This window comes from Acetatifactor muris, assembly GCF_024623325.1.
In the GTDB taxonomy this organism is placed as follows: Bacteria; Bacillota; Clostridia; order Lachnospirales; family Lachnospiraceae; genus Acetatifactor; species Acetatifactor muris.
The window spans coordinates 296,597-321,111 of the sequence record NZ_JANJZD010000001.1 but is presented as its reverse complement, the minus strand read 5'-3'; the positions used below and the strand labels follow the sequence as shown (position 1 = coordinate 321,111).

23 protein-coding genes and 1 pseudogene are annotated in these 24,515 nt (G+C 49.9%); 8 read left to right on the top strand and 16 right to left on the bottom strand.

The genetic code is table 11. From position 1 onward, the window contains the following. Nucleotides 1-16: 16 nt before the first annotated feature. The 9 genes and pseudogenes from NSB25_RS01505 to NSB25_RS01465 form a co-directional block, all read right to left on the bottom strand. The gene (locus NSB25_RS01505) at nt 17-2,413 is read right to left on the bottom strand and encodes a M56 family metallopeptidase (RefSeq protein WP_103240485.1); all 2,397 of its coding nucleotides are present in this window, start codon (nt 2,411-2,413) and stop codon (nt 17-19) included. Continuing rightward, complete coding sequence (locus NSB25_RS01500; RefSeq protein ID WP_103240484.1) at nt 2,406-2,783, bottom strand: BlaI/MecI/CopY family transcriptional regulator; 378 nt, start codon at nt 2,781-2,783, stop codon at nt 2,406-2,408. Before NSB25_RS01500 ends, NSB25_RS01505 begins: the two co-directional genes overlap by 8 nt. Before the next feature lie 407 nt (nt 2,784-3,190). After that, nucleotides 3,191-3,292, bottom strand: a pseudogene (locus NSB25_RS29575) (nuclease); the annotation flags it as partial. An 8-nt stretch (nt 3,293-3,300) separates the two neighbouring features. Then, complete coding sequence (locus NSB25_RS01490) at nt 3,301-3,546, bottom strand: hypothetical protein (RefSeq protein WP_103240483.1); 246 nt, start codon at nt 3,544-3,546, stop codon at nt 3,301-3,303. Nucleotides 3,547-3,564: 18 nt separating this feature from the next. Further along, nucleotides 3,565-3,768 (bottom strand): hypothetical protein, encoded by a 204-nt coding sequence (locus tag NSB25_RS01485; RefSeq protein ID WP_103240482.1) that lies wholly within the window; start codon nt 3,766-3,768, stop codon nt 3,565-3,567. 13 nt (nt 3,769-3,781) lie between these two features. Next, nucleotides 3,782-4,447: an HD domain-containing protein gene (locus NSB25_RS01480; protein WP_172455153.1), complete on the bottom strand. Its 666-nt coding sequence runs from the start codon at nt 4,445-4,447 to the stop codon at nt 3,782-3,784. Between the two features lie 17 nt (nt 4,448-4,464). Continuing rightward, on the bottom strand, nt 4,465-5,772 hold the full coding sequence (locus tag NSB25_RS01475; protein ID WP_103240480.1) for a sensor histidine kinase: 1,308 nt from the start codon (nt 5,770-5,772) through the stop codon (nt 4,465-4,467). Continuing rightward, nucleotides 5,769-6,440, bottom strand: coding sequence for a response regulator (locus tag NSB25_RS01470; protein ID WP_103240479.1), 672 nt, complete (start codon nt 6,438-6,440; stop codon nt 5,769-5,771). Before NSB25_RS01470 ends, NSB25_RS01475 begins: the two co-directional genes overlap by 4 nt. 246 nt (nt 6,441-6,686) lie before the next feature. Beyond that, the gene (locus NSB25_RS01465) at nt 6,687-8,456 is read right to left on the bottom strand and encodes a Na/Pi cotransporter family protein (protein ID WP_103240478.1); all 1,770 of its coding nucleotides are present in this window, start codon (nt 8,454-8,456) and stop codon (nt 6,687-6,689) included. 396 nt (nt 8,457-8,852) lie between these two features. Here NSB25_RS01465 and NSB25_RS01460 point away from each other — a divergent pair, with 396 nt between their 5' ends. After that, entirely contained in the window at nt 8,853-10,040 is a 1,188-nt protein-coding gene (locus NSB25_RS01460) for a hypothetical protein (protein WP_103240476.1), read from the top strand. 22 nt (nt 10,041-10,062) lie between these two features. Here the strand turns inward: NSB25_RS01460 and NSB25_RS01455 are convergent, their stop codons facing one another. From NSB25_RS01455 to NSB25_RS01435, 5 genes are all read right to left on the bottom strand, one after another. After that, entirely contained in the window at nt 10,063-11,982 is a 1,920-nt protein-coding gene (locus NSB25_RS01455; RefSeq protein ID WP_103240475.1) for an ABC-ATPase domain-containing protein, read from the bottom strand. A 103-nt stretch (nt 11,983-12,085) separates the two neighbouring features. Continuing rightward, nucleotides 12,086-13,057, bottom strand: coding sequence for a LacI family DNA-binding transcriptional regulator (locus NSB25_RS01450; RefSeq protein ID WP_103240474.1), 972 nt, complete (start codon nt 13,055-13,057; stop codon nt 12,086-12,088). 91 nt (nt 13,058-13,148) lie between these two features. Continuing rightward, a complete protein-coding gene (locus tag NSB25_RS01445; RefSeq protein WP_103240473.1) occupies nt 13,149-14,987 on the bottom strand; it encodes an alpha-amylase family protein in 1,839 nt (612 codons plus the stop codon). Between the two features lie 65 nt (nt 14,988-15,052). Further along, entirely contained in the window at nt 15,053-15,868 is an 816-nt protein-coding gene (locus NSB25_RS01440; RefSeq protein ID WP_103240472.1) for an HAD family hydrolase, read from the bottom strand. A 135-nt stretch (nt 15,869-16,003) separates the two neighbouring features. Next, nucleotides 16,004-16,243 carry an HPr family phosphocarrier protein gene (locus tag NSB25_RS01435; protein ID WP_103240471.1) on the bottom strand — a complete coding sequence of 80 codons (240 nt, stop codon included), beginning with the start codon at nt 16,241-16,243 and terminating at the stop codon, nt 16,004-16,006. A 422-nt stretch (nt 16,244-16,665) separates the two neighbouring features. On the opposite strand from NSB25_RS01435, the gene NSB25_RS01430 reads away from it, so the two are divergent. Beyond that, the gene (locus tag NSB25_RS01430; RefSeq protein ID WP_146040077.1) at nt 16,666-17,778 is read left to right on the top strand and encodes a hypothetical protein; all 1,113 of its coding nucleotides are present in this window, start codon (nt 16,666-16,668) and stop codon (nt 17,776-17,778) included. On the opposite strand, the gene NSB25_RS01425 is transcribed toward NSB25_RS01430, so the two are convergent. Both NSB25_RS01425 and NSB25_RS01420 read right to left on the bottom strand, forming a co-directional pair. After that, nucleotides 17,742-19,151 (bottom strand): sensor histidine kinase, encoded by a 1,410-nt coding sequence (locus NSB25_RS01425; protein ID WP_103240469.1) that lies wholly within the window; start codon nt 19,149-19,151, stop codon nt 17,742-17,744. The genes NSB25_RS01430 and NSB25_RS01425 overlap by 37 nt on opposite strands. Then, the gene (locus NSB25_RS01420) at nt 19,148-19,843 is read right to left on the bottom strand and encodes a response regulator transcription factor (RefSeq protein ID WP_103240468.1); all 696 of its coding nucleotides are present in this window, start codon (nt 19,841-19,843) and stop codon (nt 19,148-19,150) included. Before NSB25_RS01420 ends, NSB25_RS01425 begins: the two co-directional genes overlap by 4 nt. 192 nt (nt 19,844-20,035) lie before the next feature. Between NSB25_RS01420 and NSB25_RS01415 the strand changes: the two genes are divergently transcribed. The 6 genes from NSB25_RS01415 (at nt 20,036) to sdaAA (ending at nt 24,515) form a co-directional block, all read left to right on the top strand. Further along, a complete protein-coding gene (locus NSB25_RS01415) occupies nt 20,036-20,797 on the top strand; it encodes an ABC transporter ATP-binding protein (protein WP_103240467.1) in 762 nt (253 codons plus the stop codon). Then, on the top strand, nt 20,797-21,540 hold the full coding sequence (locus NSB25_RS01410; protein ID WP_172455152.1) for an ABC transporter permease: 744 nt from the start codon (nt 20,797-20,799) through the stop codon (nt 21,538-21,540). The genes NSB25_RS01415 and NSB25_RS01410 overlap by 1 nt, the downstream gene beginning before the upstream one ends. Before the next feature lie 90 nt (nt 21,541-21,630). Next, nucleotides 21,631-22,425 (top strand): ABC transporter permease, encoded by a 795-nt coding sequence (locus tag NSB25_RS01405; RefSeq protein ID WP_242982475.1) that lies wholly within the window; start codon nt 21,631-21,633, stop codon nt 22,423-22,425. A gap of 69 nt (nt 22,426-22,494) precedes the next feature. Further along, complete coding sequence (locus NSB25_RS01400) at nt 22,495-22,800, top strand: hypothetical protein (RefSeq protein ID WP_103240465.1); 306 nt, start codon at nt 22,495-22,497, stop codon at nt 22,798-22,800. A 130-nt stretch (nt 22,801-22,930) separates the two neighbouring features. Further along, entirely contained in the window at nt 22,931-23,611 is a 681-nt protein-coding gene (sdaAB, locus tag NSB25_RS01395; RefSeq protein ID WP_103240464.1) for an L-serine ammonia-lyase, iron-sulfur-dependent subunit beta, read from the top strand. Nucleotides 23,612-23,645: 34 nt separating this feature from the next. Next, complete coding sequence (sdaAA, locus tag NSB25_RS01390; RefSeq protein ID WP_103240463.1) at nt 23,646-24,515, top strand: L-serine ammonia-lyase, iron-sulfur-dependent, subunit alpha; 870 nt, start codon at nt 23,646-23,648, stop codon at nt 24,513-24,515.

The window sequence follows — 24,515 nt, the reverse complement described above, 5'->3', positions numbered from 1 at the left end:
TCTTTCCTCAAGGTTCTCAATGATTGGGATACCCGTCATAAGGGCCCGCTATATAGTCCATTTCCCGGGTGGCGGGCTGCAGATATATCGCATAATAATGTCCCGACTCTGTCTCAACTATATACTCGCCCTGGGTCATTTGCCGGACAGACGCTGCCGCCTCCCCTTCCGCCAGAGCCGAACGCCCGAAGTACCACTCTGCCAGCTGCTCATCCGACATTTCATCCATTTGTTCCGGAACCTTCCGCTGGGTCACAGGGGAATACCATACTGTCCTGTCCGTAGCCAGATTCATGCTCTCAATACATTCCTCAAAGCCGGCGCTGCTTCCGTAAACGCGGCTGTAAAAAGTCCGTGACGCACGAATATCCTCCGGCTTCTGTCCAAACATAAAATCTCCGTAAGCTGATGTGCTGAAGCAGACAGTGTCAATCTTCGTGCCGCTCCATTCATAAAGCTCCGTCAGTGCCTGCTTCGCCCCCTGGACAAATCTCTCTGTCAGCGCACCCCCGTAAACAGTACCATTGTCCCACTCATCTACGGCAGGCAGCGTATAGGCAGTCTCCACATAAGTCAGATCCAGTGTGGGAAATACAGCATCCGACGCCTGATTTTCCTCCACATAGCGCACCATGTGCAGGCAGTTTGTATCATCAAACCTGTAATACTTTGTGGAAATGATTCCGTTTCCATCGTCGGTAGTACTCACAAGCAGCTTTTCTTTCCCGTCTACCCCTACATTGGGAATCATGTAAGCAGGTTCGAACCGGCTCTCCTCCTGATTCCACAGATAACAGTAGTAAGGTACATTTCTGCTCTGATTTCCTTCCTGTGCCCCCTGCAGACAGAAATCCTGATAACCGTCAAAATTCAAATCTGCCACCAGTATCCCACCGTCAGATACATGGGACAGCACCTGCCCTTTTGTCTCTGTCTGACCTACGGTATAGGAGGGCAAATCCTCCACTGTATACAGCTTTTTCGCATAGAGAGGCTCTTCCCCGAAAGCATAGGACCACATGAACCCGTTCCCGCTTTCTGCCTCATCTGCCATTCTGGTATACAGACATCTGACCTCTTCCAGCAGAATGGTCTGCAGCGTGTCTTCCTCTCTGTCATGCACCTGGTTCAGGGTAATCCGGTTAATCCGATATCCTTCTTCAGGAATCACTTCTCCTCCGACTTTCAGCAGGTATTCTTTCCCGTCATTTAAGTCAATGGGAACAAGAGCAGCTGTCTCCACATTTTTATCTGTATGCTCCGTTTCCTTCTGTCCGTCCTCCTGCTCAAATGACGTTTCTCCGTCTCTGTCTTCCATGCCGCTGTCCGCAGAGCTGTCCGTGTCCTGCTCCTGACCGCTTACCTTTCCCGTAAAGGTAATTGTCGAAATCATAATTGCCAGAATGGCTGTTATCGCCAGTGTGCCGGCATATCGCCGGGGCTGCTCAATCACCAGCATCAGGCGTTCCTTCACCTGCTTTTTCCTGCCGGACATGGCTGTGGACAGCTGAAATTCTCCAAAAAACACATCTCCCTGTGCGCTGAAATCCAGCAGTGTCCTGCCATAATTAATTCTTTCTTCTTCCCCCAGAACCTCCAGCGTTTTTTCATCGCAGGCCAGCTCACAGTCCTGCCTGGCCAGTCCCGCCGCAAGCCACACCAGGGGATTATACCAGTGGATGCAGACACAGACCGCCCGCACCAGAACCCACAGTTGATCCAGATGCCTGTAATGTGTATTTTCGTGGCACAGAATATATTTTAATTTCTTTTTCTCCTCCATGGCCCTGGGAGGAAGATAAATCGCCGCATGTATCAGGCCGAACATACAGGGTGTGGACACCACAGAAGAGGTATAGACAGGAAGTGCGCTTACCAGCTCTGTCCGACATTTTCTCCGGGAACGATACACTCTTCTTCGGTACGCGGTGTTGACAGTCAGAACAGTCACCGCACTCAGTATCACTCCTGCCAGCCAGATACCGGTCAGTATTCCCTTTCCCCTTCCCATTCCCATTCCGGCTTCTTCCTTCTCCCGGAACATTGCCCCGGACCCATTCGATTCCATTCCCCGAGTCTGCTCCTCCCCTTTCTGTGCCATAACAGATGTCCCCGTTCCCGGCTCATTGCTTTCCTTCTGCTGTACTTCTCCGCCGGCACTTTTCACTTCCACCGACGTATCTGTCTCTTCCGGAGACAGCAGCGCAGCAAAGCTTCCTTCTGCCTTCTCCATATCCACCAGATTCATCACACTGAAAGAGCTTTCCAGAAATGACACCGGTACCAGCAGCCGCAATGCCACCACCAGCCACAGGGCATATCGCACCCTCATGGCAAATCTGTTGCGAAACAGATAGCGGATGATCAGTACAAAAATAATCAGTACAGTCGAAGATATAATCCATTCACTCATGACATTCTTCCTCTGCTTTATCCAAAATCTGGCGAAGCTCCGAAAGTTCCTCGGGGCTCAGCCTTTTTCTCTCTACAAAGCCGCTTACCAGCATACTGATGCTTCCATGGTAAACTCTCTGCAGAAAGCTTTCCGTCTCCCTTTTGACTGCATCTTCCCGTTCAATCAGTGGGGTATAGGCTTTCATCTGTCCATTGTCCTCACAGAAGATCAGGCCCTTCTCTGTCATCCTTTTCAGCATGGTCAGGGTGGTACTGCGGCTCCATCCAATTCGCCCCCCCATGTCCGCAACAATGCGGCTTCCCACTTTCGGAGACTCCTCCCACAGGCTTTCCATGATATTCCATTCCGCTTCACTTAATATTTTCATTCAATTCTTCTCCCCTATGTATCTGTCCCCGTCTGTCTACATTGTAGACACATCATATCATATCCTGTCTGCTTTGTAAACCCCGGCTGCGGGGACCGGTAGGGACTCGGGGCCTGCAGGGACCTGCAAGGGGCCTTACGCCTGAGGCCGGGATTCCCGCAAGGACCAATAAAGGCCTTTTTCCTAAAGCAGTGGAACGGCGGACCAGAACACTTGGTCCATATCTGCCCCAAGCCAGCGTAACCTGCAAGAGCAGGCAACACCAGTGACGTTTTGTAAAGGACTTTTTAATCAAGTTCACAGAAAATTTACATTTCAGGACAAAAAATAAGGCCGGGAACCTGTTTTTAGATTCCCGGCCTACCGTTTTGTTTTATGCTGTCCGCTCTGCTTTCAATTTTTTTACAGCTGGAATTATACCTTGCTCTTTTTCTCCCGGCTCCTTTATCGGCTCGTTGGATTTCAACATTTATTTTAGCACCGGTACTGTCAGTAGCAAGAAACTGCAATCAGATTTTTATTGTGGCCGGCGGTTATTGTTCGATGATGAAGAATGTTCTCCAGCACTGACTTTCATAATATCATTATAGTTCTCACTCGGATATACATAATCATCCGGCTTTATTGTTGTTTCATAGGTATCTCGAACAAGATCATCTGCCAACTCATCCATCTGCTGTTCCACCAGTTCTACTGCTTCTTTATGAGGATTAACCGCCGCAGCCAAAGCCTCCATGCTGCCTGAAACTCTGCCAATTACCATTTTGCTCACCTCCCTCCATCATACATTGTCTTCCTGAATGTCCAGCACTTCTTTCATGGAAACCTCCAATTCATGCTGGTTATCATTCTTTATGATAAGAAGATCGTCCTTGATCTTCGGATCATGTCTTGCACCCTTGATAAGCATCGTAAACCCTACGACCAATAAGAATACCTGTAAGACAATCTCCATGCCCTCAACCTCTGTTCTTTTCCCGGCCATTTTGGCACAATCTTTACAAGACCTTGCTGCCGTTTGCCATCAGCTTAAACCGCACGCCTAAAAATTCCCCGGCATGACGGCACATCTGCATCCTTCCCAGGAAAATATCAAAATACTCGTACATGGAGCAGTTTTCCTCATCTATCTGTAAATGCAGTATAATCACCTTTTTCTCTTTATCAATCTCCAGACGGGCTTCCGTAACAGCATAGTTTACCCTGTCATGGATATCAAAAGCGGCTTTATCCTGCGGCCTGACCCTGTTGCGCCGAACATCTGTTTTGTCTGCAATGATAAGCGCCGCTGAGACTGCACTGACAGTTCCGCCCGTGGATTCATCATGGTTACTGATGCAGGTTACTATTTCAATTCTATCCTCCACTGACAGCTCATATCTTCTGAGGATTTCATTTGCCAGAATCCCGCCATATTCTGCGTGGCGGGAACGATTGATGGCATTTCCGATATCATGCATAAACCCTGCAGCTTTCCCTAACATCTGCATATGTTCATCATACCCAAATTCCTCTAATATCCATGCCGTCTTTTCCGCCACAAGGACCGTGTGGGCTTCTGAATGGTCTGTATAACCCAAAACGCCTAAGTTTGCATCGCCCCTACGGATCAGTTCTCTTATCTCTGAGTCATTTCTCAAATTTTCATATAAATTTTCCCACATGATTTTATCTCCCATTTTTAAGTGCTGCCCCTGCCCCAGACAATAAATATCTTCGTCCCAACTCCCGGCTTACTCATCAGGTTCACATCCGCGTCTGTCAGGTTACAGATATGCTTTACAATCGCAAGCCCAAGGCCCGTACCTCCAAGTTCCTTCGACCTGCTCTTATCCACCCGGTAAAAGCGTTCAAAAATTCTCTCCTGATGCTCCAGTGGAATGCCGATACCGGTATCCTCTACCGAAAAGATAATCTGCGTTCCTTCTTTCTGCACTTTTACGATTACCCTGCCGTTTGGTTTGTTATATCGGACGGCGTTTTCAATCAGATTATAGACAAGCTCCTGTGCCAGTTCCTTTCCGATATGGACATCCGCCCTGTCATCTCCTTCATACACTACATCAATGCCATTTTTCGCCGCTCCAAAGACAAGCATTTCCACACTTTCTTTTGTAATTTCCGCCAAATTTACCACATCAAGGATATCTTTTGCATTTCCTGCATCCAATTGTGATAGCTTAATAATGTCATTGATCAGAGTAAGCAGCCTTGCCGCGCTTTTTCGGATTTCTCCCGAAAAGCGCTTCATCTCTTTATCATTTACAAGTCCTGCCTCCATAAGTTCTGCGTACCCTGATATTGCCGCAAGGGGAGTTTTTAGTTCATGACTTACATTGGCGGTAAATTCCTGCCTTATATTTGCGGCAGACAGGATTTCCTCATGCTGTAAGCGGATTTTTCTTGTAAACGGGATCAGCTCCGGATAACTTTTTCCCTCGTCAATATGTTCCATATCCCCCGCCATTTTATTAATCGGTTCCACAATGGCGGAAGTAAGGTAGTGCGACACCATCAGACAGATGGCTGCAAGAACCAGAGCAGTTGTCAGCACCATTGGAAGGGCGGACAAAAGAACTGCCACGACGCTGTGCGTCTCCCTGCCTACTCTGAGTATCTGCCCGTTATCCAGTTTTTTGGCATAATAAAATACGCTCTCCGACAGGGTATCCGACTTTCTTATCCCCATACCGCTTCCAGATGAAACTGCCTCCGCAATTTCCGGCCTGTCCAGATGGTTGGCAAGGGACTGCCCGTCTACCGTGGAGTCAAACAAAACCTTGCCGTCTGCATCTATCCATGTAATTCTTAAATTGTCTGTTTTCCTGGCATAGGAGCCTTCGTCAATCAGTAAATCTGCCACAACCGCCAGATCAGAAAAAACCTGTTTTTTTAACTGTGAATAGAACACCGCAGTCATGACAATCGTGGTGATCACAACGGAAAAAAGCGCAATGCCGGTAAACCGTCTGTTTATTTTCTGCCTCATTCCAGCTTATACCCCACATTCCTCACAGTGATAATCAGGCTGCCCGCTTCTTTCAGCTTTCTGCGAAGTGTTTTGATATGCATGTCAACAGTCCTGCTCTCCCCCGCAAAATCCATCCCCCATACCGTATCCATGATCACTTCCCTTGTCAGCACAATACCCAGATTGGAAAGAAAGAGCCGGAGCAGCTCATATTCCTTAAATGTCAGTTCCACGTTTTCCTCATCCACAAGGCATATCCGCCTGTCCTGATCCAGATATATATTTTTGTATTTTAAGACCACGTCATCGCTCGTTGGTTTGACACGTCGCATAATTGCCTTGATGCGTGACATAAGTTCCATCACGCCAAATGGTTTTGTGATGTAGTCATCCGCCCCAAGATCAAGCCCCCTGACGGTATCTATTTCTGAATCTTTCGCTGTCACAAGTATGACGGGCAGTTCTTTCGTATCATTATCTGAGCGGAGCCTTTTCAGTACAGAGAGTCCGTCCTCCCCTGGCAGCATGACATCAAGAAGCAGTAAATCCGGCTTCCTTTCCTGCATTCCCCTGTCAAAAGCCTGTGCGTCATCAAACGCACATACATCATATCCGTTCCCCTTTATAGCGAAGCTTTCTATCTCCTGAATATTTTTATCATCTTCCAAAATATAGATTAACGACATAAATGCTAACTTCCTCTTTCTGAAATTTTTAAATCAAACTCATTTTTTACAAAATTGCGCCCGGCACAATCATAATGCAAAATTGAAATGCAGAAAACTTCTCGCAAAAAGTATTAACTCATAATCCAGGCAATTATTGCGGCTAATATTGGGTGTATAATCAGAGTTACCATCTATTTTTGTATCTGCGCCTTCTTTAGTATATAGGGCATCAAATCCTCTGTACAGTTACATTATACGGATAACCTATGTTTCCTCAAGTTTTTCCAACGAATACTTTGCTGTATACCCTTCAAGCAGTTCCTTGTACAGTTCATTCCTCTCTTTGACACTCCGTGCATATTGATGCAATGCGTGCTGGTCTGTTTCGGATGCCGTCTGCCATTCCGCTATATTGGAACAATGCTTTGCAATGCGCTCCAGGGAAGTGACCATATCTGTAAGCGCCATGCCAAGTTCCACGGAACACTTCCCCTTTTCCAGCCTCCTGCTATGGTTCTTTCGAATTTCCTTTTTTACCCGGCTGATCACATCGGCAAGAGGATCAATGCGAAACGCCATCTCTTTGTCCTCATGTATAAAACCGGAAACCGTACATTCAACGATTTCGAGGGTTGCCTCATAAATCAGCCTTGCTTCGGCTGCCGCTTTCCTTGAAAATTTTTCTCTGCCCTTATACAGCTTCTTTTGTGCGAATGCTATGCCCTTAGTATAATCGGATATCCTTTCAAAATCCGTAATGCACCTGCTGTATTTATTGATGGTTTTACTGTCCCGTTCAGAGAGCGGCTTTGTGGAAAGCTTTGCCAGATAGGACGATAACTCATCTTCTTTTGTATCTACCTCCTGCTCAATTTCCATAACCTCCTGCACAGCATTTTCATCATATTTTTTCTGTATGTATACACATAAATTCATTGCCTTTAAGATAAGCTGCGCCATATCGCACACTGCATTTTTACATTGTGCAACCGCAAACGCAGGCCTTTCCAGAAATCTATCGTCCAGCACTTTTCCTGACGTTTCCAGTGTTTCGTCCTCTGACTGCGGGATGGTAAAGTATGCGAGTTTTACCAGCAGCCTGGAAGCAGGGAGCAACACGATTGTCGAAGCAATATTAAACACGCTGTGTATCACTGCAATGACCGCACCGTTTGACGCATCCGACAAAAAAGCAAACTGTACAAAATGATCCATGGCATAGAATACTGCCATAAACACAAATGTACCCACCAGGTTAAAATAAAGGTGTACCAAAGACGCCCTTCTTGCATTCTTATTTGCCCCGACACCGGACAGCAGGGCTGTGACACAGGTTCCGATATTCTGCCCCATGATCACCGGAAGCGCCGCTCCCACCGATACGCTTCCGGTGGCGCACATCGCCTGCAAGATACCGACAGAAGCGGAAGAGCTCTGGATTACTGCAGTTAAAATGGCTCCAACTATCATACCTAAAAGAGGGTTTTCAAATGCCGTAAAAAGCGATGTAAATTCCGGAACGTCTGCAAGCGGCTTTACAGCGCTGCTCATGGTGTCCATTCCAAACATAAGCACCGCAAACCCAATCAGAATCGTCCCTACATCATTCTTTTTGGTATTTTTGATAAACATTACCAGTACCACGCCGATCAGTGCCAATACCGGGGAAAAAGACGAGGGTTTCAGCAGTTTTACAAAAAAATTCCCGCTTTCGATACCGGAAAGGCTTAGAATCCACGAGGTAACTGTAGTGCCGATGTTTGCACCCATAATCACCCCCACCGCCTGTGACAGTTTCATAATGCCGGAATTAACAAACCCCACTACCATAACCGTCGTAGCGGAAGAAGACTGGATCACCGCTGTTACGCCTGCCCCAAGCAGGACGGCCTTCACAGGATTATTCGTCATACGCTCCAGTACCTGCTCCAGCCTGCCGCCTGCCATCTTGGACAGAGCATCCCCCATCGTTTTCATTCCATATAAAAATAACGCCAACCCACCAGCCATTGTCAGTAATCCAAAGAAATCCATCTGACCATAATCCTCTCTTAAGAATCTTCTTATCATCAAATGGTATCCGATCTATGTAAAATCCAAAAGATGATTTATGTAAAGTCTGTGTAAAATTTCATAAGTTTCCAGCCATTTATTCTTCCCGTTTTTCGTCCTTGGCACCTGCTCCAGAATTAAATACCCTTTCTTGCACAGCCCGTTGACGGCAGAATTTAAAGTTCGTTTAATAAGGAAGCCCGGACCTTGCCGCAGAACCTGTTGGTCCTTGCCGGAATCTGCACTTTGTAGACTAAAGGCAAAATTGCGAAGGATAACTTTGAAGTACCCCAAACAGGCCTCCTCGCCTCTTGACAAAGCGGTGTCTCTTTCGCTAGAATGTCACCATAGAATACAAGGCATCCACAGGAGATTACTATGAAAAGCAAAAGCAAAAAACTGCAAAGCTGTATTGTGCCGCTTTTATGGCTTGTCATCGGAATTTACGGCATACTGTGCACATATCTGTTCTATATGCAGTCCGTTCAGCCGCTGGATTACAATAATCGATATTTTCAATCTGATCTGCCCTACCACATCAGCATGACCATTGACGATGGCTGGTATTACAGCTTCACTGCATATATTTACCAGGCTCTCTACCGGCTGGCCGGGAACGGCACCGCGCTGATTGCAGGCTTCCTGGCCATTGTGCAGGTATTGTCCGTCCTTTTGACGGAAAGGCTGCTGCGCCTGCTCTTTGACCGCAAGAAGATAAGCGTTCTGACATTTGCCTCCGCGCTGGTTCTGAACCTGGTCATGGCCTTTTTCTGGCCCTATGCCGGCAGCTACCCTTATGTGAGCTATCAGGCCGGCAATATCTGGCACAACTCCACTTATCAGTGCATGAAACCGGCAGCCATCGCCGCGGTTCTCTGTTATCTGAACCTGGAGAAAAATTACCGTCAGAAAATCACCCTCCGGCAATGGCTGCTCCTGTCCGGTCTGCTGGTTCTTACCACCGGTATCAAGCCAAGCTTTCTGACAGTATTTGCCCCCATGCTGGCCATAAAGCTGCTGGCGGACCTGTGCAGGAAAGTCTCTTTCCGGCAGGTATTTCTGCTGGGAAGCACCGTGCTGCCTTCACTGGGGGTAATTCTGTGGCAGAATGCCGTGTTGTTCGGCACGGAAACCGGACATGGAATCACGTTTTCCCCCTGGTACACCTTTTCCCTTCATGCCAACCGGACCAAACTGGCCGTACTGTGCTCTATTGCCTTTCCTCTGGTGGTGCTGCTTTTTTCTCTGAAGGAACTTTTTCGTGACAGACGTTATCTGTTTTTTTGGGGTGTGACGGGAATCGGATTTCTGGAGGCGCTCTGTCTGGTGGAGACGGGCAGCCGCTCCCGGGACGGTAATTTCCTCTGGGGATATTGCATCGCCATCTTCCTGATCTTCGTGTTCAGTTTCGAGAAATGGCTGCTTCTCCTGAAAAAAGAAAAGCATGTCCTGTATTACAGAACATGCTTTGTGATTGCCGGCTGTGTGCTGGCTTATCAGATTTTCTGCGGAGTCTGCTTTTTTGCAAGGCTCCTGCAGGGAGAAACTTACTTTATGGCAGGATAACCGGTATCCGGATCTCCTTCCTTCATCCCCGGAATCGGTTCAGGCAGGCATACAGCTCCTGAATCCTGGGCTTTGCCAGCCCGCAGGGCACATAGGAGCTACTGAACGGCTTCCAGCCCTGCTTTTCCCATGCGTTCCAGATGCTCTCCACCGTCTGGCGCACTGTCTTTCTGCCATCCATAACTTCCTCCAGACCGTACCGCAGCAGATGGGCCAGGGCGTTCACCTGCTCCGTATCCAAGAGCTGCTCCAGATAGCGCACATTGACTTCCTCCCTGTCCATGGAGAAGGATTCCAGGCCGAAGGATTTCGTCTTCATGTGCTCATGGCGTCCGTCTCCGCCGCGGTTGCCGCCGCGTCCTCTTCCGCCATGTCCCCTGTCCTCTCCGGAACCATATCCTCTTCCGTCTCCGCCGTTCCCCCGGCCCTCGGCGCCTCTATATCCCTGGCCTCCCGCACCGCTAGACTCTGCCATGCTAAAGCTCCCGCTCTCCGCGGCATCTCCGCCATATCCGATATTTCTGGTCTCCAGTTCCCGGCCGTCCCATCCGCGGCCCCGACCCTTCTGTGCCTTCCGGAAGGCCGGCAGCACACGGTCAAATGTCGGAACCATAAAGCCGGGAGCTTTTACTCTGGGCGCCGTATGACCGCCGCACATACCCTTTACCCTCTCTGTGATATCCACAGGGCGATAGCAGTCCATCATCAGAATATGATCTGCGATATAGAAAAAGGCCCCTGAGCTTCCGGCCACAAGAATTGTGGAAATTCCGGCCTTTTCATATAGTTCTCCCGCTCTCTCCAGGAAGGGCGTGATGGGTTCCTTGTCCCGGCTGATGACCTGCTGCATGAATTCGTCCCGCACCATGAAATTGGTGGCGGAAGTGTCCTCGTCAATCAGGAAAAGCCGGGTGCCCGCCTCGATCCCCTCCACCACGGCCGCCGCCTGAGAGGTGGAGCCGCTGGCATCCTCAGTTGTAAATTTCGTGGTGTCTTTTTTATTGGGCAGGTCATTAATGAACAGTGAAATGTCCACATTCCGGATGGATCTGCCGTCTTCCGCCCGCAGCTTCAGCGCCGTATCGTCAGTGATGACGAATTCCCGGCCGTCTCCGGCGATGTGGTCGTACACTCCCATCTGAATGGCTTCCAGCAGAGTGGACTTTCCGTGATAGCCGCCTCCCACGATCAGTGTGATGCCCTCCGGTATGGCCATTCCCGTAATCTCTCCTCTGTGGGGCAGCCGAAAAGTCCTCTCCATGGAAGCCGGGGAGGTAAAGGGAACGCTGTCTGCCATAGGCAGATCTGACACACCGCTTTTCCTGGGCAGCACAGAGCCATTGGCCACAAAAGCCACCAGCCCTTCCGCCTTCAGAATCCGCCGGACTTCCCTCTGGTCTTCCGCCAGGTGCACCACACTCTCCACCCTTTTCCCGTCCAGCCTGGCATAAAACAGACTGCTTTCCACACAGCGGGGCAGAAAGTCAAAGAGAATCTTGTCCAGCTCTCCTGCGTTGATGGTCCGCCCGAAAGCCGGGAATCCCACATAAAAGCGCACAATCAGACCACTGTCCGTAATCTCACAGGCGCTTCGCTCCAGAACCGCCTGACCGCAGCGGCTGATGGACAGCAGACCGCTCTTCCCCGAACCTTTTGCCCTGAAATTATACTGTTCAAACTGCTTTCCCACCTGCCTGACCAGAAAATCCTGAAGCGCAATGCGGCCGCAGTCCTCCGCATAATAAGCGGCGGGAAATTTCGCCAGAGTATGCGGAATCTCCACGTGCAAACTGGAAGGGGATGCAAAAGGATCCCCCTGTACATGGTCGATGACCAATGTATAGCGGTCGAATTTCCACGCTCCTGCCAGAGATTTATAGGCCGGATATCCTTTGTGGTCTATGGATCGCAGTAATGTTCTCAGTTCATTTTGTGATTTCATATATCTGTACCTTGCCTTTTCATTTCAGTTCTGTTTCTGTTTCTGTTTCTATTACCTTTCTGTAAATCTTCCGGAAGAATATCCCTGGTTCTGAACTGTTGCGTCACCTCTCCACAATAGAATACCCCAGCTTCACTTCCCGTCTGGCCGCCTCCCCTTGTCCCAGCAGTTCCACCAGCATCTCCACCGCAATCTTTCCGCACTTTTCATAGGAATAATGCACAGTGAGCAGGGGCGGCGCCGTCAGCCGGGCCATCTCGGAATCTCCGTGTCCGGCCACCAGAATCCGCACCGGAACCTGAATTCCGTGTTCCCGCAGATATTGTACGGACCCCACGGCCATGGTGTCTGTGGCACAGATCAGGCCGTCCAGTTCCCCGCATTTCCGAAGAAGCTCCCCTGTCTTCTCATATCCTGACACGACTGTAAATGCTGCCACCACATGGTTCTTTACCAGCTCCGCATGTCCCATATCCCGCACTGCATCCCGGAAACCATCATACCTTTCCGCTCCCACTGCCTTATCCTGTGAAATGGCCCCGATGTAACCCAGACGGTTCCTTCCCCTTTCCAGAATGAGCCTGGTCAGGTCATAGGTGGCATGATAGTCGTCATGAAAGACACAGGAATAGCCCGGCAGCCGCTGCCCGGCAATCACCACCGGCACAGACAGGCGCTTTAAAAGCAGCCTGTGCTCTCTGGTAAATACCGTGCCCACCAGAATCACGCCGTCCACTGTTTTATCGTTAAAAGTCTCCAGGTATTCCAGCTCTTTTTTCGGATTGTTCTGGCTCACTGCCAGGAGCATCTGATAGCCGTTCCCGTTCAATACGGACAGCATTCCTTCCACCATTCTGGCTATGGATGCGGAGGCCACTTTCGGCACGATTACACCTACCATTCTGGTCTTCTTCGTCCTGAGCATCTGTGCCTGCACCGACGGCCGGTAGCCGGTCTCCTCCACCACTTCCCGGATAGCCTGCCTTTTCTCCTCAGAGAGATATCCATTGTTAAAATAACGGGAGACAGCCGCCCTGGATACGCCCGCCCGCTCTGCAATTTCCGCTATATTCATCCTTTTCCTCCCGAATTGCGCTTATCTCTTCCCGGCAGCAATTCGGCCTCCGGCTGAACCGTTACTTTCTATCGGTTCAGACAATCCATCATTACTTCCTTTTCAGATAATAAAACCCATAAGCCGGTATGTCAACCCCTCTTGCTTTCATCACTCTCCCTGAGATCAGTTCTGTATAGTCTCCATCCGTCTCGTTGATCCAGGCGGTTTTGTCATATTCGCTGAAATTAAACAAACCTATCATCTTCTCTCCCTGATAATATCTTCCGATGCAGAGCACAGAATTATCCCAGGTATCAATGGTCCAGGTATCCGCATTGGACACAAATACCTTCTCTCGCTTACGAATCTGTTCCAGCTGTCCCAGCTGCCCGAACAGCTTTCCCTCCACGGTATCCGGATCAGAGGCATTTTCAGCCAGCTTCCAGTTCATGGCACCTCTGTGAATATAGCGGGAATCTGCCGCCTTCAGGGGATCCTCCTTATAACTGTAATCATTCACCTGCCCGATTTCATCTCCGCTGTAAAGCACCGGAATCCCGGACTGCATGAACATATACGCATGCAGCATTACATCCAGACGAATCGCACGTTCCATGGCTGCGTCTTCCTGCCGGAATCCCGCTTTCTCAATGCCGCACATGGAGGCTGTTGTTCCGCAGAAACGGGCGTCTCCCGTCACCGGATCCGCATTGTACAGCTCGCCCCTGCTGTTGCTTGCCCCGGTATATCCCTGAAAATAGTCGTTGAGATATTGTTTGTGAGAGCGCTCCCCGATTCCCTCTGTCATCAGGGTTCCGTAGTCAAGTCCCCAGCCGATATCATCGTGGCAGCGCAGATAATTCAGAAATACATAGTCTTTCGGCAGAGAATTCACGATATCAAGCTGTTTTTTCAGCAGTCTTACATTCCTTGTGGCCACTGTGTGCCAGGTAGTCGCCATGGTTGTAACGTTGTAAAGCATATGGCACTCCGGTTTTTCGACGGTTCCGAAATAAGGCACCACCTTTTCCGGCTCCATGACGACTTCTCCCAGCAGCAGAATCCCCGGACAGACAATCTCCGTAATCATACGCATCATGCGGACAATGGTATGTACCTGAGGCAGATTCCTGCAGTTGGTGTTCAGCTCCTTCCAGATATAGGGAACAGCGTCTATGCGGATAATGTCAATCCCCCTGTTGGCAAGGTACAGGAAATTGTACATCATTTCGTTAAAAACACGGGGATTCTTATAATTTAAATCCCACTGATAGGGATAAAAGGTGGTCATGACAAAATGTCCCGCATCCTCCAGCCAGGTGAAATTGCCCGGCGCAGTGGTGGGGAACACCTGGGGAACCGTTTTCTCATACAGAGAGGGAATCTCAGAATTGTCGAAGAAGAAATAACGGCTCATATATTCGCCGTCCCCTCCCCGGGCCTTCTTCGCCCATTCATGGTCCTCGGAGGTATGGTTCATGACAAAATCCATGCAGACATTGATTCCCTTTTTATGGCAGGCTGCAGTCAGACTCTCCAAATCCTCCATGGTTCCCAGTTTTTCCTGGACCTTGCGGAAATCCGACACCGCATATCCACCGTCAGAACGGCCTTCTGTTGTCTCCAGAAAGGGCATCAGATGAACATAATTCACATTACAGCGCTCAATATAATCCAGTCTGGACTCCACACCCTTCATATTTCCGGCAAAATTGTCGATATAGAGCATCATTCCCAGCATGTCGTTCTGGCGGTACCACCCCCGGTCCGCTTCCCGCTCCGTATCCAGTTGTTTCAGCACAGCATTTCTCTCCTGATAATACCGCTGCATGTTCTCCAGCAGCTCCGCGAACATGGAATCATTTTCATACAGCTCCATATAAAGCCATCGAAGCTCGTCATGGTGCTCCTTTAACCGCTCCTGATACTGTTTTTCTTCACTTTTCATTTTTCCTCTCCTTTTCCTCTGACTTTTCTGATTGCTTCAATACTGTTGTTTGTCTCTTTTCCCTGTCAGATCAGACCATGTTTCAGAAAAGCATCCCGGATTCCGTCTTCTCTCAGAGAAGGGCAGACATCGTCCGCAATCCGCTTCAGTTCCTGGCTGCCATTTCCCATGCAGATGCCCATTCCCGCGCTTTCCAGCATTTCTCTGTCATTCATGCTGTCCCCGAAGGCCACGGAATCCTCCTGCGGAATCTTATAATATTCACAGACCCGTTTTATGGCTCTCCCCTTGTCAAATTTCCTGTTTATCAGCTCTCCCTGAACATATCCCCTGCCTCTGTCCTCCTGTACCACAAAATCAAAGTCCGGCAGCAGGAGCCTGCGTGGCTCTGTCAGCTGCTCAAAGGCAGGACTCATGAACACAATCTTGTATACCGGCTGTCCCCGGTACTCCTGCATGGGACGGATATTCAGATTTCTCTCCGTCTGCTCTCTGTGCCGAAGCAAAGTCCCTCCCCGCCTGCCCAGGAATTCTCTGAATTCCATATCCGTGTAGGAATCGTGAAGGCATTCCACCGTCCGGAAGACTCCGTTTTCCTTCAGGAGCTCCATCGCCGCCTTCCTCTGCCTCTCCTCCATGGGACAGTCAAAAATCACTTCCCCTCCGCACACGATATATCCGCCGGCACTGGCCACAACCCCGTCAAAATTATATTGCAGCAAAGCTTTGAGCATTCCATGACATCTGCCGCTGCAGAGGAATACATAATGTCCCGCTGCTCTGGCCCGGTCAATGGCCCACAGCGCCGAAGGCGGCGGCTCGTTGGTCCCCGATTCCGTCAAAGTGCCGTCTATATCCAGAAAAATGATTTTTCGCGACATTTCTCTTCCCCGTCAAAAGGCAGCCTGTTTCTGCCGTATTCCGCAAAAAAAGCTGCCTGTTTCCTTTTACTCTTTTTTATCTTTCTGACTTCCTCTATTCTTGCCATACAAGCCTGTAGCAGTTCTCATTTTCTCTCAGCCCACTTTCTCTCTCACAAGAAAAGGACTGATTTTTTCAAGCATTGATGAGTCGTCGGAGTCACATACCAGACGCTGGGGTCTGGCCAGATCAAGCGCAAAGACTCCCAGTATGGATTTTGGGTCTACAATACGTCTGCCAGACCCCAGCTCAAAATTGGCCTCCACCGTATTTACCACATTTACAAAATTTCTTACCTGATCCACATCATCAAACTTAACGAATACCTGCTGCATAAATATCACCTTTTTTCACCTTTCTCAATCCCTTTGTTTCCTGAATTGCGATATCATAGTAGCTCGTGTTTGTCTCTTCTGAGGCAAAATCATATACCAGGTTTCCTATTTTGTAAATTGTCATTTTTCATAATTTTTTTACATGCTTATTGTCTAATATGCTGAAATCGTTTTCACATTTTATTCATGTTGTCCAGTCATTACATTCCGCAGAAATTCTACATAAGTCACAGACTTTTTTAAGTATATCCTGATTTCAGGAAATTGGCAGCCTGAATGTCCTTGTCAAATTCTATATATAGTATTATAATAAAATGTGATGAACCCACATATAGTGGATACGTCTCACAAAATGAAAAAGCGATTCAGAACAAAAAGCGAGATACCGAATGAATTTATCCGATTTGACAAGAAATGCATGTATGTTGCGGGGGTCTCTGGCCAAAAAAGGCTATATGCGGTGGTGGCACTCCTTTTCCGGCGTACAGCCGGACACCGGGGATACCCGGACATTTTTTATAGAATTTTTCGTAATAAATCCCGGTCTGGGCGGAGACCAGCCCATTCTCGGTCAGCATCCCTATTATAAGAAACGTGGCATGAGGCCTTCCTATGTCATGGTCAAAGCCGGCGTTTTCCCTGACGCAGAGGGGGAAGGCGGCAGACAGCTTCATGCCTTCTACCCCATTTCCGCTTTGAAGACTACCCTGAATCCTCTGGTAATGCAGGTTTCTGACGGCCAGAGCGGGCACTGCCTGTACAGTGAAGACAAGCTCACCGGATTCGTGGAAGTGACCCGCCGGGAAGCCAGACATCGCTCTCTGATGACAGACAGCGGCTCCATGGAATGGGATCTGGAAGTACGCAAAGCCGTCTCCTGTCATACAGGACTTCGGGCCGGAAGATTTTTCCAGCTGCTGAACGCCCTGGACAGCTACTGGCACGGAGAAGGCATCCGCAGCTTCTTCCGGGGCAGTGTGACTCTGGACGGCGTGTCCTATGACATCATTCCCGAGCTCAGTTATGGTTATGCCGATAAGCATTGGGGGCGAAACTTTAACAGACCCTGGTTTCAGTTCGCCTGCGGCAAACTTTCCAGTCAGCGTACCGGCGGTGCCCTTCGTCATTCCGTTCTGGCCATAAGCGGTTTCTGCCCCAGGTTCCTGTGGTTCCCCCTGCGGGGCCGACTTATGATGCAGCTGACTTATATGGGAGAAGATTTCACCTTCAGCCGCTGTAAATGGGAGACAAAGGAAACCGGGAAACGGTTTATCTGGCACATCCTTGCAAAAAGCAAATCGGCGGTTGTGAAGATATCCGGCAGTTCTACCAAAGCGGAAATGCTGCAGCTGCAATATGAATCTCCCGAAGGGAAAAAATCAAAGATTCCGCTTCTGGCGGGTTCCGCAGGTGTGGGCACCATACAGCTTTATCGAAAAGTCTCCGGTGCCAGAGAGCTTATGGATACCCTGAAGCTGGACAATGCCCTCTGCTTTTATCAAAAAGAAACTCTGGACAGGCCCCCGGGTACCTGAAGCGTAACTTCCACCAGAAATCCTCCCGACGGCCCATGGTCAATGCGGACACTCCCCCCGTGGGCCTGCACTATCTGGTGTACAAGCAACAGTCCCAGCCCATGACGCAGCTGTGTTCCGCTTCCGCTGCTCATCATATAATGAGGAGCATTCCTGATTTCCTGCAGTCTCTCATGGGTAACTCCCACTCCGTCATCTGTCAGAAGCATATGAACTGCCCCGGTTTCCACTTCCATCCTTACCTCAATACGGCATCCCTCCGGATTATGCATCTGCGAATTACTCAGCACATTGTAAATTGCCCTCTGCAGCAGAATTTTATCTCCCTGGATAAATACAGCCGCATCTTCCGGGCATTGGAAATCAATGGGGTATTTTCCCTCCGGATCCAGATTGATAAAGTCCACAACCGCCTGTCGCAGCACTGCCGTCAGATTCAGATCTTCCAGCCTTACAGGCTGCATCTGATATTCCAGTTTCGAAACCAGATTCAGATCCCCCACAAGATTTTTCATCTTGATGCTCTGCAGCCGAATTACCCCGGCCTTTTTTCTTGCCTCCGCGGGAAGCCTGTCATCCGCTTCCAGCTCCGCGGCATATCCCATCACCATGGAAAGCGGCGTGCGGATGTCGTGAGACACACCGGATATCCAGCCGGCTCTGGCATTCTCCCTTTTCCGCAGGGCCCTCTCCTGTGCCCGCAGCTTTTCGTTCACCCGGTTTACCGCGGCCGCCACCTCAGCCAGAAATCCTTTTTCCCACACATGCACGTCTTCCTCGGGAAGCGTCTCCATCCCCTGAATCACCGGCTTCACAGAACGCATCACACGCCCTGCCACCGCCATGTAAATCACGAATACCAGCAAACCGTTCACTGCCAGAAAGGTCAGAAGTATCCTCGGCATTCCGGCAATCAAATCATAATCAAAAGCATTCCACAGCAGCTTCCAGTAAGACGTCTTCGGATGCCCCAGAATCACCAGATCCTCTCCTCTGGCACCGACAGTGGTGGGATAGTCCTCAATATAGCCCCTGGTGTACCAGGAAATCTCCGCCGCAGAATAATGCATTGGAATTTCCTCCGGCAGATTGTCACTGTGCCAGACCACATTGCCGGTTCCGTCCTCCACCAGAATTCCCCATGCATTATACTGCTCCAGTATCTCCCGCCCTTCCCCAGACAGAAGATATCCCCCGCCTTCCACCGGAGTCAGAGCCTCCCCTATCTCTCTGGCCGCCGTCCATCCACCGTTATGACTTCTGTCTTTCCAGGTCAGAACAGCCAGCAAAATCAGATTCAGAAGAAGCAGAATCGGCGCAATGCAGATAACCATCATCAGAAAACGTCTGATCAGTTTCAAAGTTCCCTTCATCGCTTTTCCTCCGTCACCAGTTTATAGCCCAGTCCCTTCACGGTGAGCAGTGAGACCGGTTTGGACGGATTCTCTTCTATCTTCTCCCGGATACGCCGGATGTGGGCCATAAGAGAATTCTCATAGCCATAGGGATTCTCTCCCCAGGCTGCTTCACAGAGACCGTCTATGGTGACAATGCGCCCTGCATTCCGATACAGCGCAGTCAGAATCTCATACTCCTTGGCCGTCAGCGGCAGGCGTTCTTCTCCCCGCAGCACCTCCGCCCTTTCAAAATCCAGCTCACAGGCTGTCAGCTTCACTCTGCCCGACTCCTCCTTATAAGAGCGCCGCAGAACCGCCGCAATCCGAAACAATAACTCCCGCGGCAGAAAAGGCTTTACCACATAATCGTCCGCACCCAGCCCGAACCCCCGGAACTTATCTTCCTCTTCTCCCCGGGCCGTCAGAAAAAGCACCGGCACATCGCTCGTCCTGCGCATTTTCGCAAAAAGGGAAAAGCCGTCCCCGTCCGGCAGCATCACATCCAGAATACAGAACTCCGGCCGCCAGCTCTCCGCAATCTCCAATGCCTCCCGTACACTTCCCGCCGTCCGTATCCCTGTATATCCTTCCTGCCGCAGAATGGAAACCACCATCTCCCGCAGCTGCGCTTCATCGTCCACAATTAGAATCTTTTTCTCTTTCAACATGGTTTTCTCCTGATTTTATTCTGCCAGTCTATCATATCACTTTCCGGACAGCTTTGCATCTCCGGCTTTCAAATGTAAGGTAACCGTAAGGTTACGGAAATGTTATTGTAAGCTGCAGACTTTATACTGCTCTCATCAGAAATACAACAAATTCCGGAAACCTGCCGGACTATCTGAGAAAGGAGTTCACAAATGAATAACCGCAATATTATCGAGACCATGGATCTCACCAAATCCTACGGCGACTTTACCGCCGTATCTCATCTGAATCTGCATATCCGCAGGGGCAGTGTCTATGGCTTTCTGGGCCCCAACGGCGCCGGAAAGTCCACCACCATGAAAATGTTCCTGGGGCTCACCAGTCCCACGGAAGGAACTTTTCATATTGAACATAAAACTTACCCGAAAGACAGGATTTCCATTTTGAAGGACATCGGTTCCTTCATCGAGGCGCCTGCCTTTTACGGGAATCTCACCGGGGAGGAGAATCTGGAAATCATCCGTCGTATCCTGGGACTTCCGAAATCGGCCGTGGATGATGCTCTTGAGCTGGTGGGATTGACAGAGCACAGAAGGAAACTGGCCAGGCGATATTCTCTGGGCATGAAGCAGCGACTGGGGCTGGCCGGCGCTTTAATCGGGCACCCGCCCATTCTGATTCTGGATGAGCCCACCAACGGGCTGGATCCGGTGGGAATCCATGAAATCCGGACACTGGTCCGTTCTCTTCCGGAGAAATATGACTGCACTGTCCTGGTCTCCTCCCATCTGCTTCCCGAAGTGGAACTGATGGCTGACGATATCGGAATTTTAAATCACGGCCAGTTGCTGTTTGAAGGCCCTCTTCAGGAGTTGGAGGGCTACGCGGAAAACGCCGGCTTCCCCACCTGTAATCTGGAGGAAACGTTTCTGGCCATGATAGATGCTGACAATCAGGAAAGGAGGAAATGCTGATGAAAGCAGTCCAATCCCTCCTCCCATTGTCCTCCCTGGAGCCCCGGAAGCTGAAACGTACCGGTTATGTGCCCGCTTTTCTGGGCGGCGGCCTGCTGGCCGGACTTGTCCCCTTTATCAATATGACAGTCCGCCCCACCATGTTCACCACTCAGCCCGGCAGCCCTTTTCACATTCTGATGGATGCCAACTGGCAGCTCATGGCCCAGCTGAACATTCTGCTGCTGGTCTGCGGGGCCTGTATCCTCTATCACACGGAATACGAGGGAAATGCCATCCAGAAAACGGAGACACTTCCTGTGACTCCCTTTTTCCTCTTTCTGGGTAAGCTGGGGATATTGATATTGTCCTGCCTGCTTCCCTTATGCCTGGAAGCCATTTCCCTGCTGCTTTGCTGTATGCACTGGTTTCCGGACGACGCCGCTGTCGGAATGCTCCTCATAAAGGGAATTGCCTTTGAATTTGCCCTGATGCTGCCCACCGCGGCAGCCATGCTGTTCATCTCATCCATATGCCGTAACATGTGGATTTGCCTTGGAACAGGTGTGATTCTGGTATTTATGACCTCCGTGCTGCCGGCAGACAATGCGGTAATGGCCATGCTCCCTTTTGTGTCTCCCTACAGGATACTGCATCGTCTCTCCCATACACAGACCTTCCACATGCTGGCAGGCTGCGCAGGCGAAATAGTCCTGTTCTGTCTGCTGGAGACCATTTATCTGAAAATCAGGCGTTTATCATGAGATATCAATTGAGCTTATGATATGAAAGCCGTAAAAATAAGAATTTGAGTCTGCCTGTATTTATAAACCGGGCAAGAATGGAGAATTAACATGAAATCCGAAGCTTTTAATGAAATGAAACTGCTTTCCTTAATCAGCGTGGAACTGCTGAAAATACGTCGTTCCAGAATATTCTGGATTCTGCTGATTCCTGCGGTGATGATGTGGTTTCCCTCCGCCATGAATGCAAATGTGAATTTTGTCATGAATTCTTATGAAATTTCCCCGGAATACAACTATTTTATCCAGGGATATATGGGCATGGCCTGGTTCATGATTCCCGCCACGTTGATTATCTGCGGCGTACTGCTGAACCAGACGGAACGCACAAACCGGGGACTTTTAAAATGCCTCTCTCTCCCCGTGAATCCGTCCAAAATATGCCTGGCAAAATTCCTGGTAATGGTGACTCTGCTGTTTGAACAGCTGTTTCTGTCCATAGCTGCCTGTTACGGTTCCGCGGCAATCGCCTCAAAACTGTATGACTATGACTTTATCTTGCCGTTCCCCTATGTGTGCCGGGCGGCCTCCCTGATTTACCTGGCCGCATTACCCATGGCTGCCGCATATTGGATGATCAGCATTCTGATTCACACTCCCATATTCTCCGTGGGACTGGGACTGGCCTCCGTTGTGCCGTCAGTACTGATGCTGAATACCGGAATCTGGTACTGTTATCCCATGGACTACCCCTTCTATGTCCTGATGACTGAATATGGGAAAATTGCCCCCGAAGTTTTCGATACCGGAATACAGCTGTTCCCCCTGCTTCCCATTGCCGTGGGCGTTACCCTGCTGTGCCTGGCAATATCCTGTCTCAGATATGGAAAATCAGAACGACGCTGAGCTGCCATTTTTCAAAGCAATCTACTCAGATTATAACAAAACAAATAACAGAAAGTCGAGGAAAACAATATGAAACAAAATCAAACCAGAAATACCATTTTAACTGCCGTCTGTGTCCTGATGCTCTTCTTCCCGTGGACCATTCTGTACCTGCGCACCTTTCCCTGGGCTCTGGAATCCCCCACAGCTGAAATCATGATATCCTGTTACGCGGCTTTCATGATTTTCAGTGGTATTTTCAATGCGGTTGTCTATGCCTGCTTCAAAATACAGCATACTGTTATGAAGCTCTGTCTGGTATTCAACGGCATCTATGCCCTGGGCGGCATCATTGCCTTTCTTCTGATGCTTCCGGGAACCGCTGTACCGCTGTAAATCCAGCGTCTCCGCACACAGAACTTATTGCAATTTATCCCAAACTAATATATAGTAAAAGAGAAGGCAAATATAACCTTTGGGATGCACAATCCCTTCCACCTGGAACAGAAAAAGGAGTCAAGAGACCATGAATTCATTCGATATCATCGGCCCCGTAATGGTAGGCCCCTCCAGCTCTCACACCGCAGGCGCTGTCAAGATCGGTAACATTTCCCGTAAGCTGCTGGGTGTCCCGGTACAGAAGGCAGATATCTTCTTCCACGGTTCCTTCCTTGCCACCGGTAAAGGCCACGGGACAGACAGAGCATTGATTGCAGGCCTCCTGGGCTTTGCCGTGGATGACTCCAGAATTCCGGACAGTTTCCGTTACGCCCATGAAGCGGATATGGACTATCGACTGTCCGGCATAGATCTGGGTGATGTACATCCGAATTCTGTGAAACTGCTTTTACAGGGAGAGGGGCAGAGAAAAATAGAAATTGTGGCAGCCTCCACGGGCGGAGGCGCCATCCGCGTCACGGAGATCGACGGGCTCCCCGCCAATTTCTCCGGCGATTACCCCACTCTGGTAGTGAATAATCTGGATCAGCCCGGCCATGTGACGGAAATTACTTCCATGTTAAGCCACAAGTCCATTAATATAGCCACCATGCAGCTGTACCGCTCTTCCAAGGGAGGGAACGCCGTCATTATACTGGAATGCGATCAGGAGGTTCCGGAGAACGCCATCAAATGGCTGGCGCATCTGGAAGGGATTCTGAAAGTGACTTATCTCGGGCTGGCAGACAGGTATACCTCAAAGCTCTGACAGGAGCAATAGTTTGTGAATCAGGAGAGAATATATGTATCAGTCCTTTCAGGAAATCATTGAAATCGAAAAAAATACGGGAAAATCCTTCTGGGAAATTATCAGAGACAATGACTGCAGGGAAATGGAGATTACAGAAGAAGAAGCCTTCCTGCGGATGCGCGGAATGTATGAAGCAATGCAGAGCGCAGATGAAGCCTATGAGCCTAATCTCACTTCCACCAGCGGGCTGGTGGGCGGGGACGGAGAGAAAGCTGCAAATGCCAGGCGCCGCGGAACTATGCTCTGCGGCTCCTTCCTGGGTCTTGTGATGGAGAAGGCTATCAAAATGGGAGAATCCAACGCCTGTATGAAGCGCATTGTGGCAGCGCCCACAGCGGGCTCCTGCGGCGTGCTTCCCGCGGTATTTCTGTCGCTGGAGCAGGATAAAGGCTATTCCCGGGAAGAAATGGTTAAAGCGCTCTATGTCAGCGCGGGTATCGGCGGAATCATCGCACAGCGTGCTTCTGTCTCCGGCGCGGCCGGAGGCTGTCAGGCAGAAATCGGCGCCGCATCGGCCATGGCGGCAGGCGGTGTGGCATTTCTTCTGGGCGGTGACACGGAAGCCATCGCACATGCCGCCGCCCTTGCCATGAAAAATCTGCTGGGGCTTGCCTGCGACCCGGTTGCCGGTCTGGTGGAAGTCCCCTGTGTGAAGAGAAATGTAATCGGCGCGGTCAATGCACTGACCTCCGCCGACCTTTCCAATGCAGGTATCCGCAGTAAGATTCCTCCTGACGAGGTATTCGATGCTATGAGAAGCGTGGGCAGAATCCTTCCGGAAGACCTGAAAGAAACGGGAAAAGGCGGCCTGGCCGCAACGCCCACAGGCATCGCCTTCCGGGAAAATCTCAAAAGCTTTTAA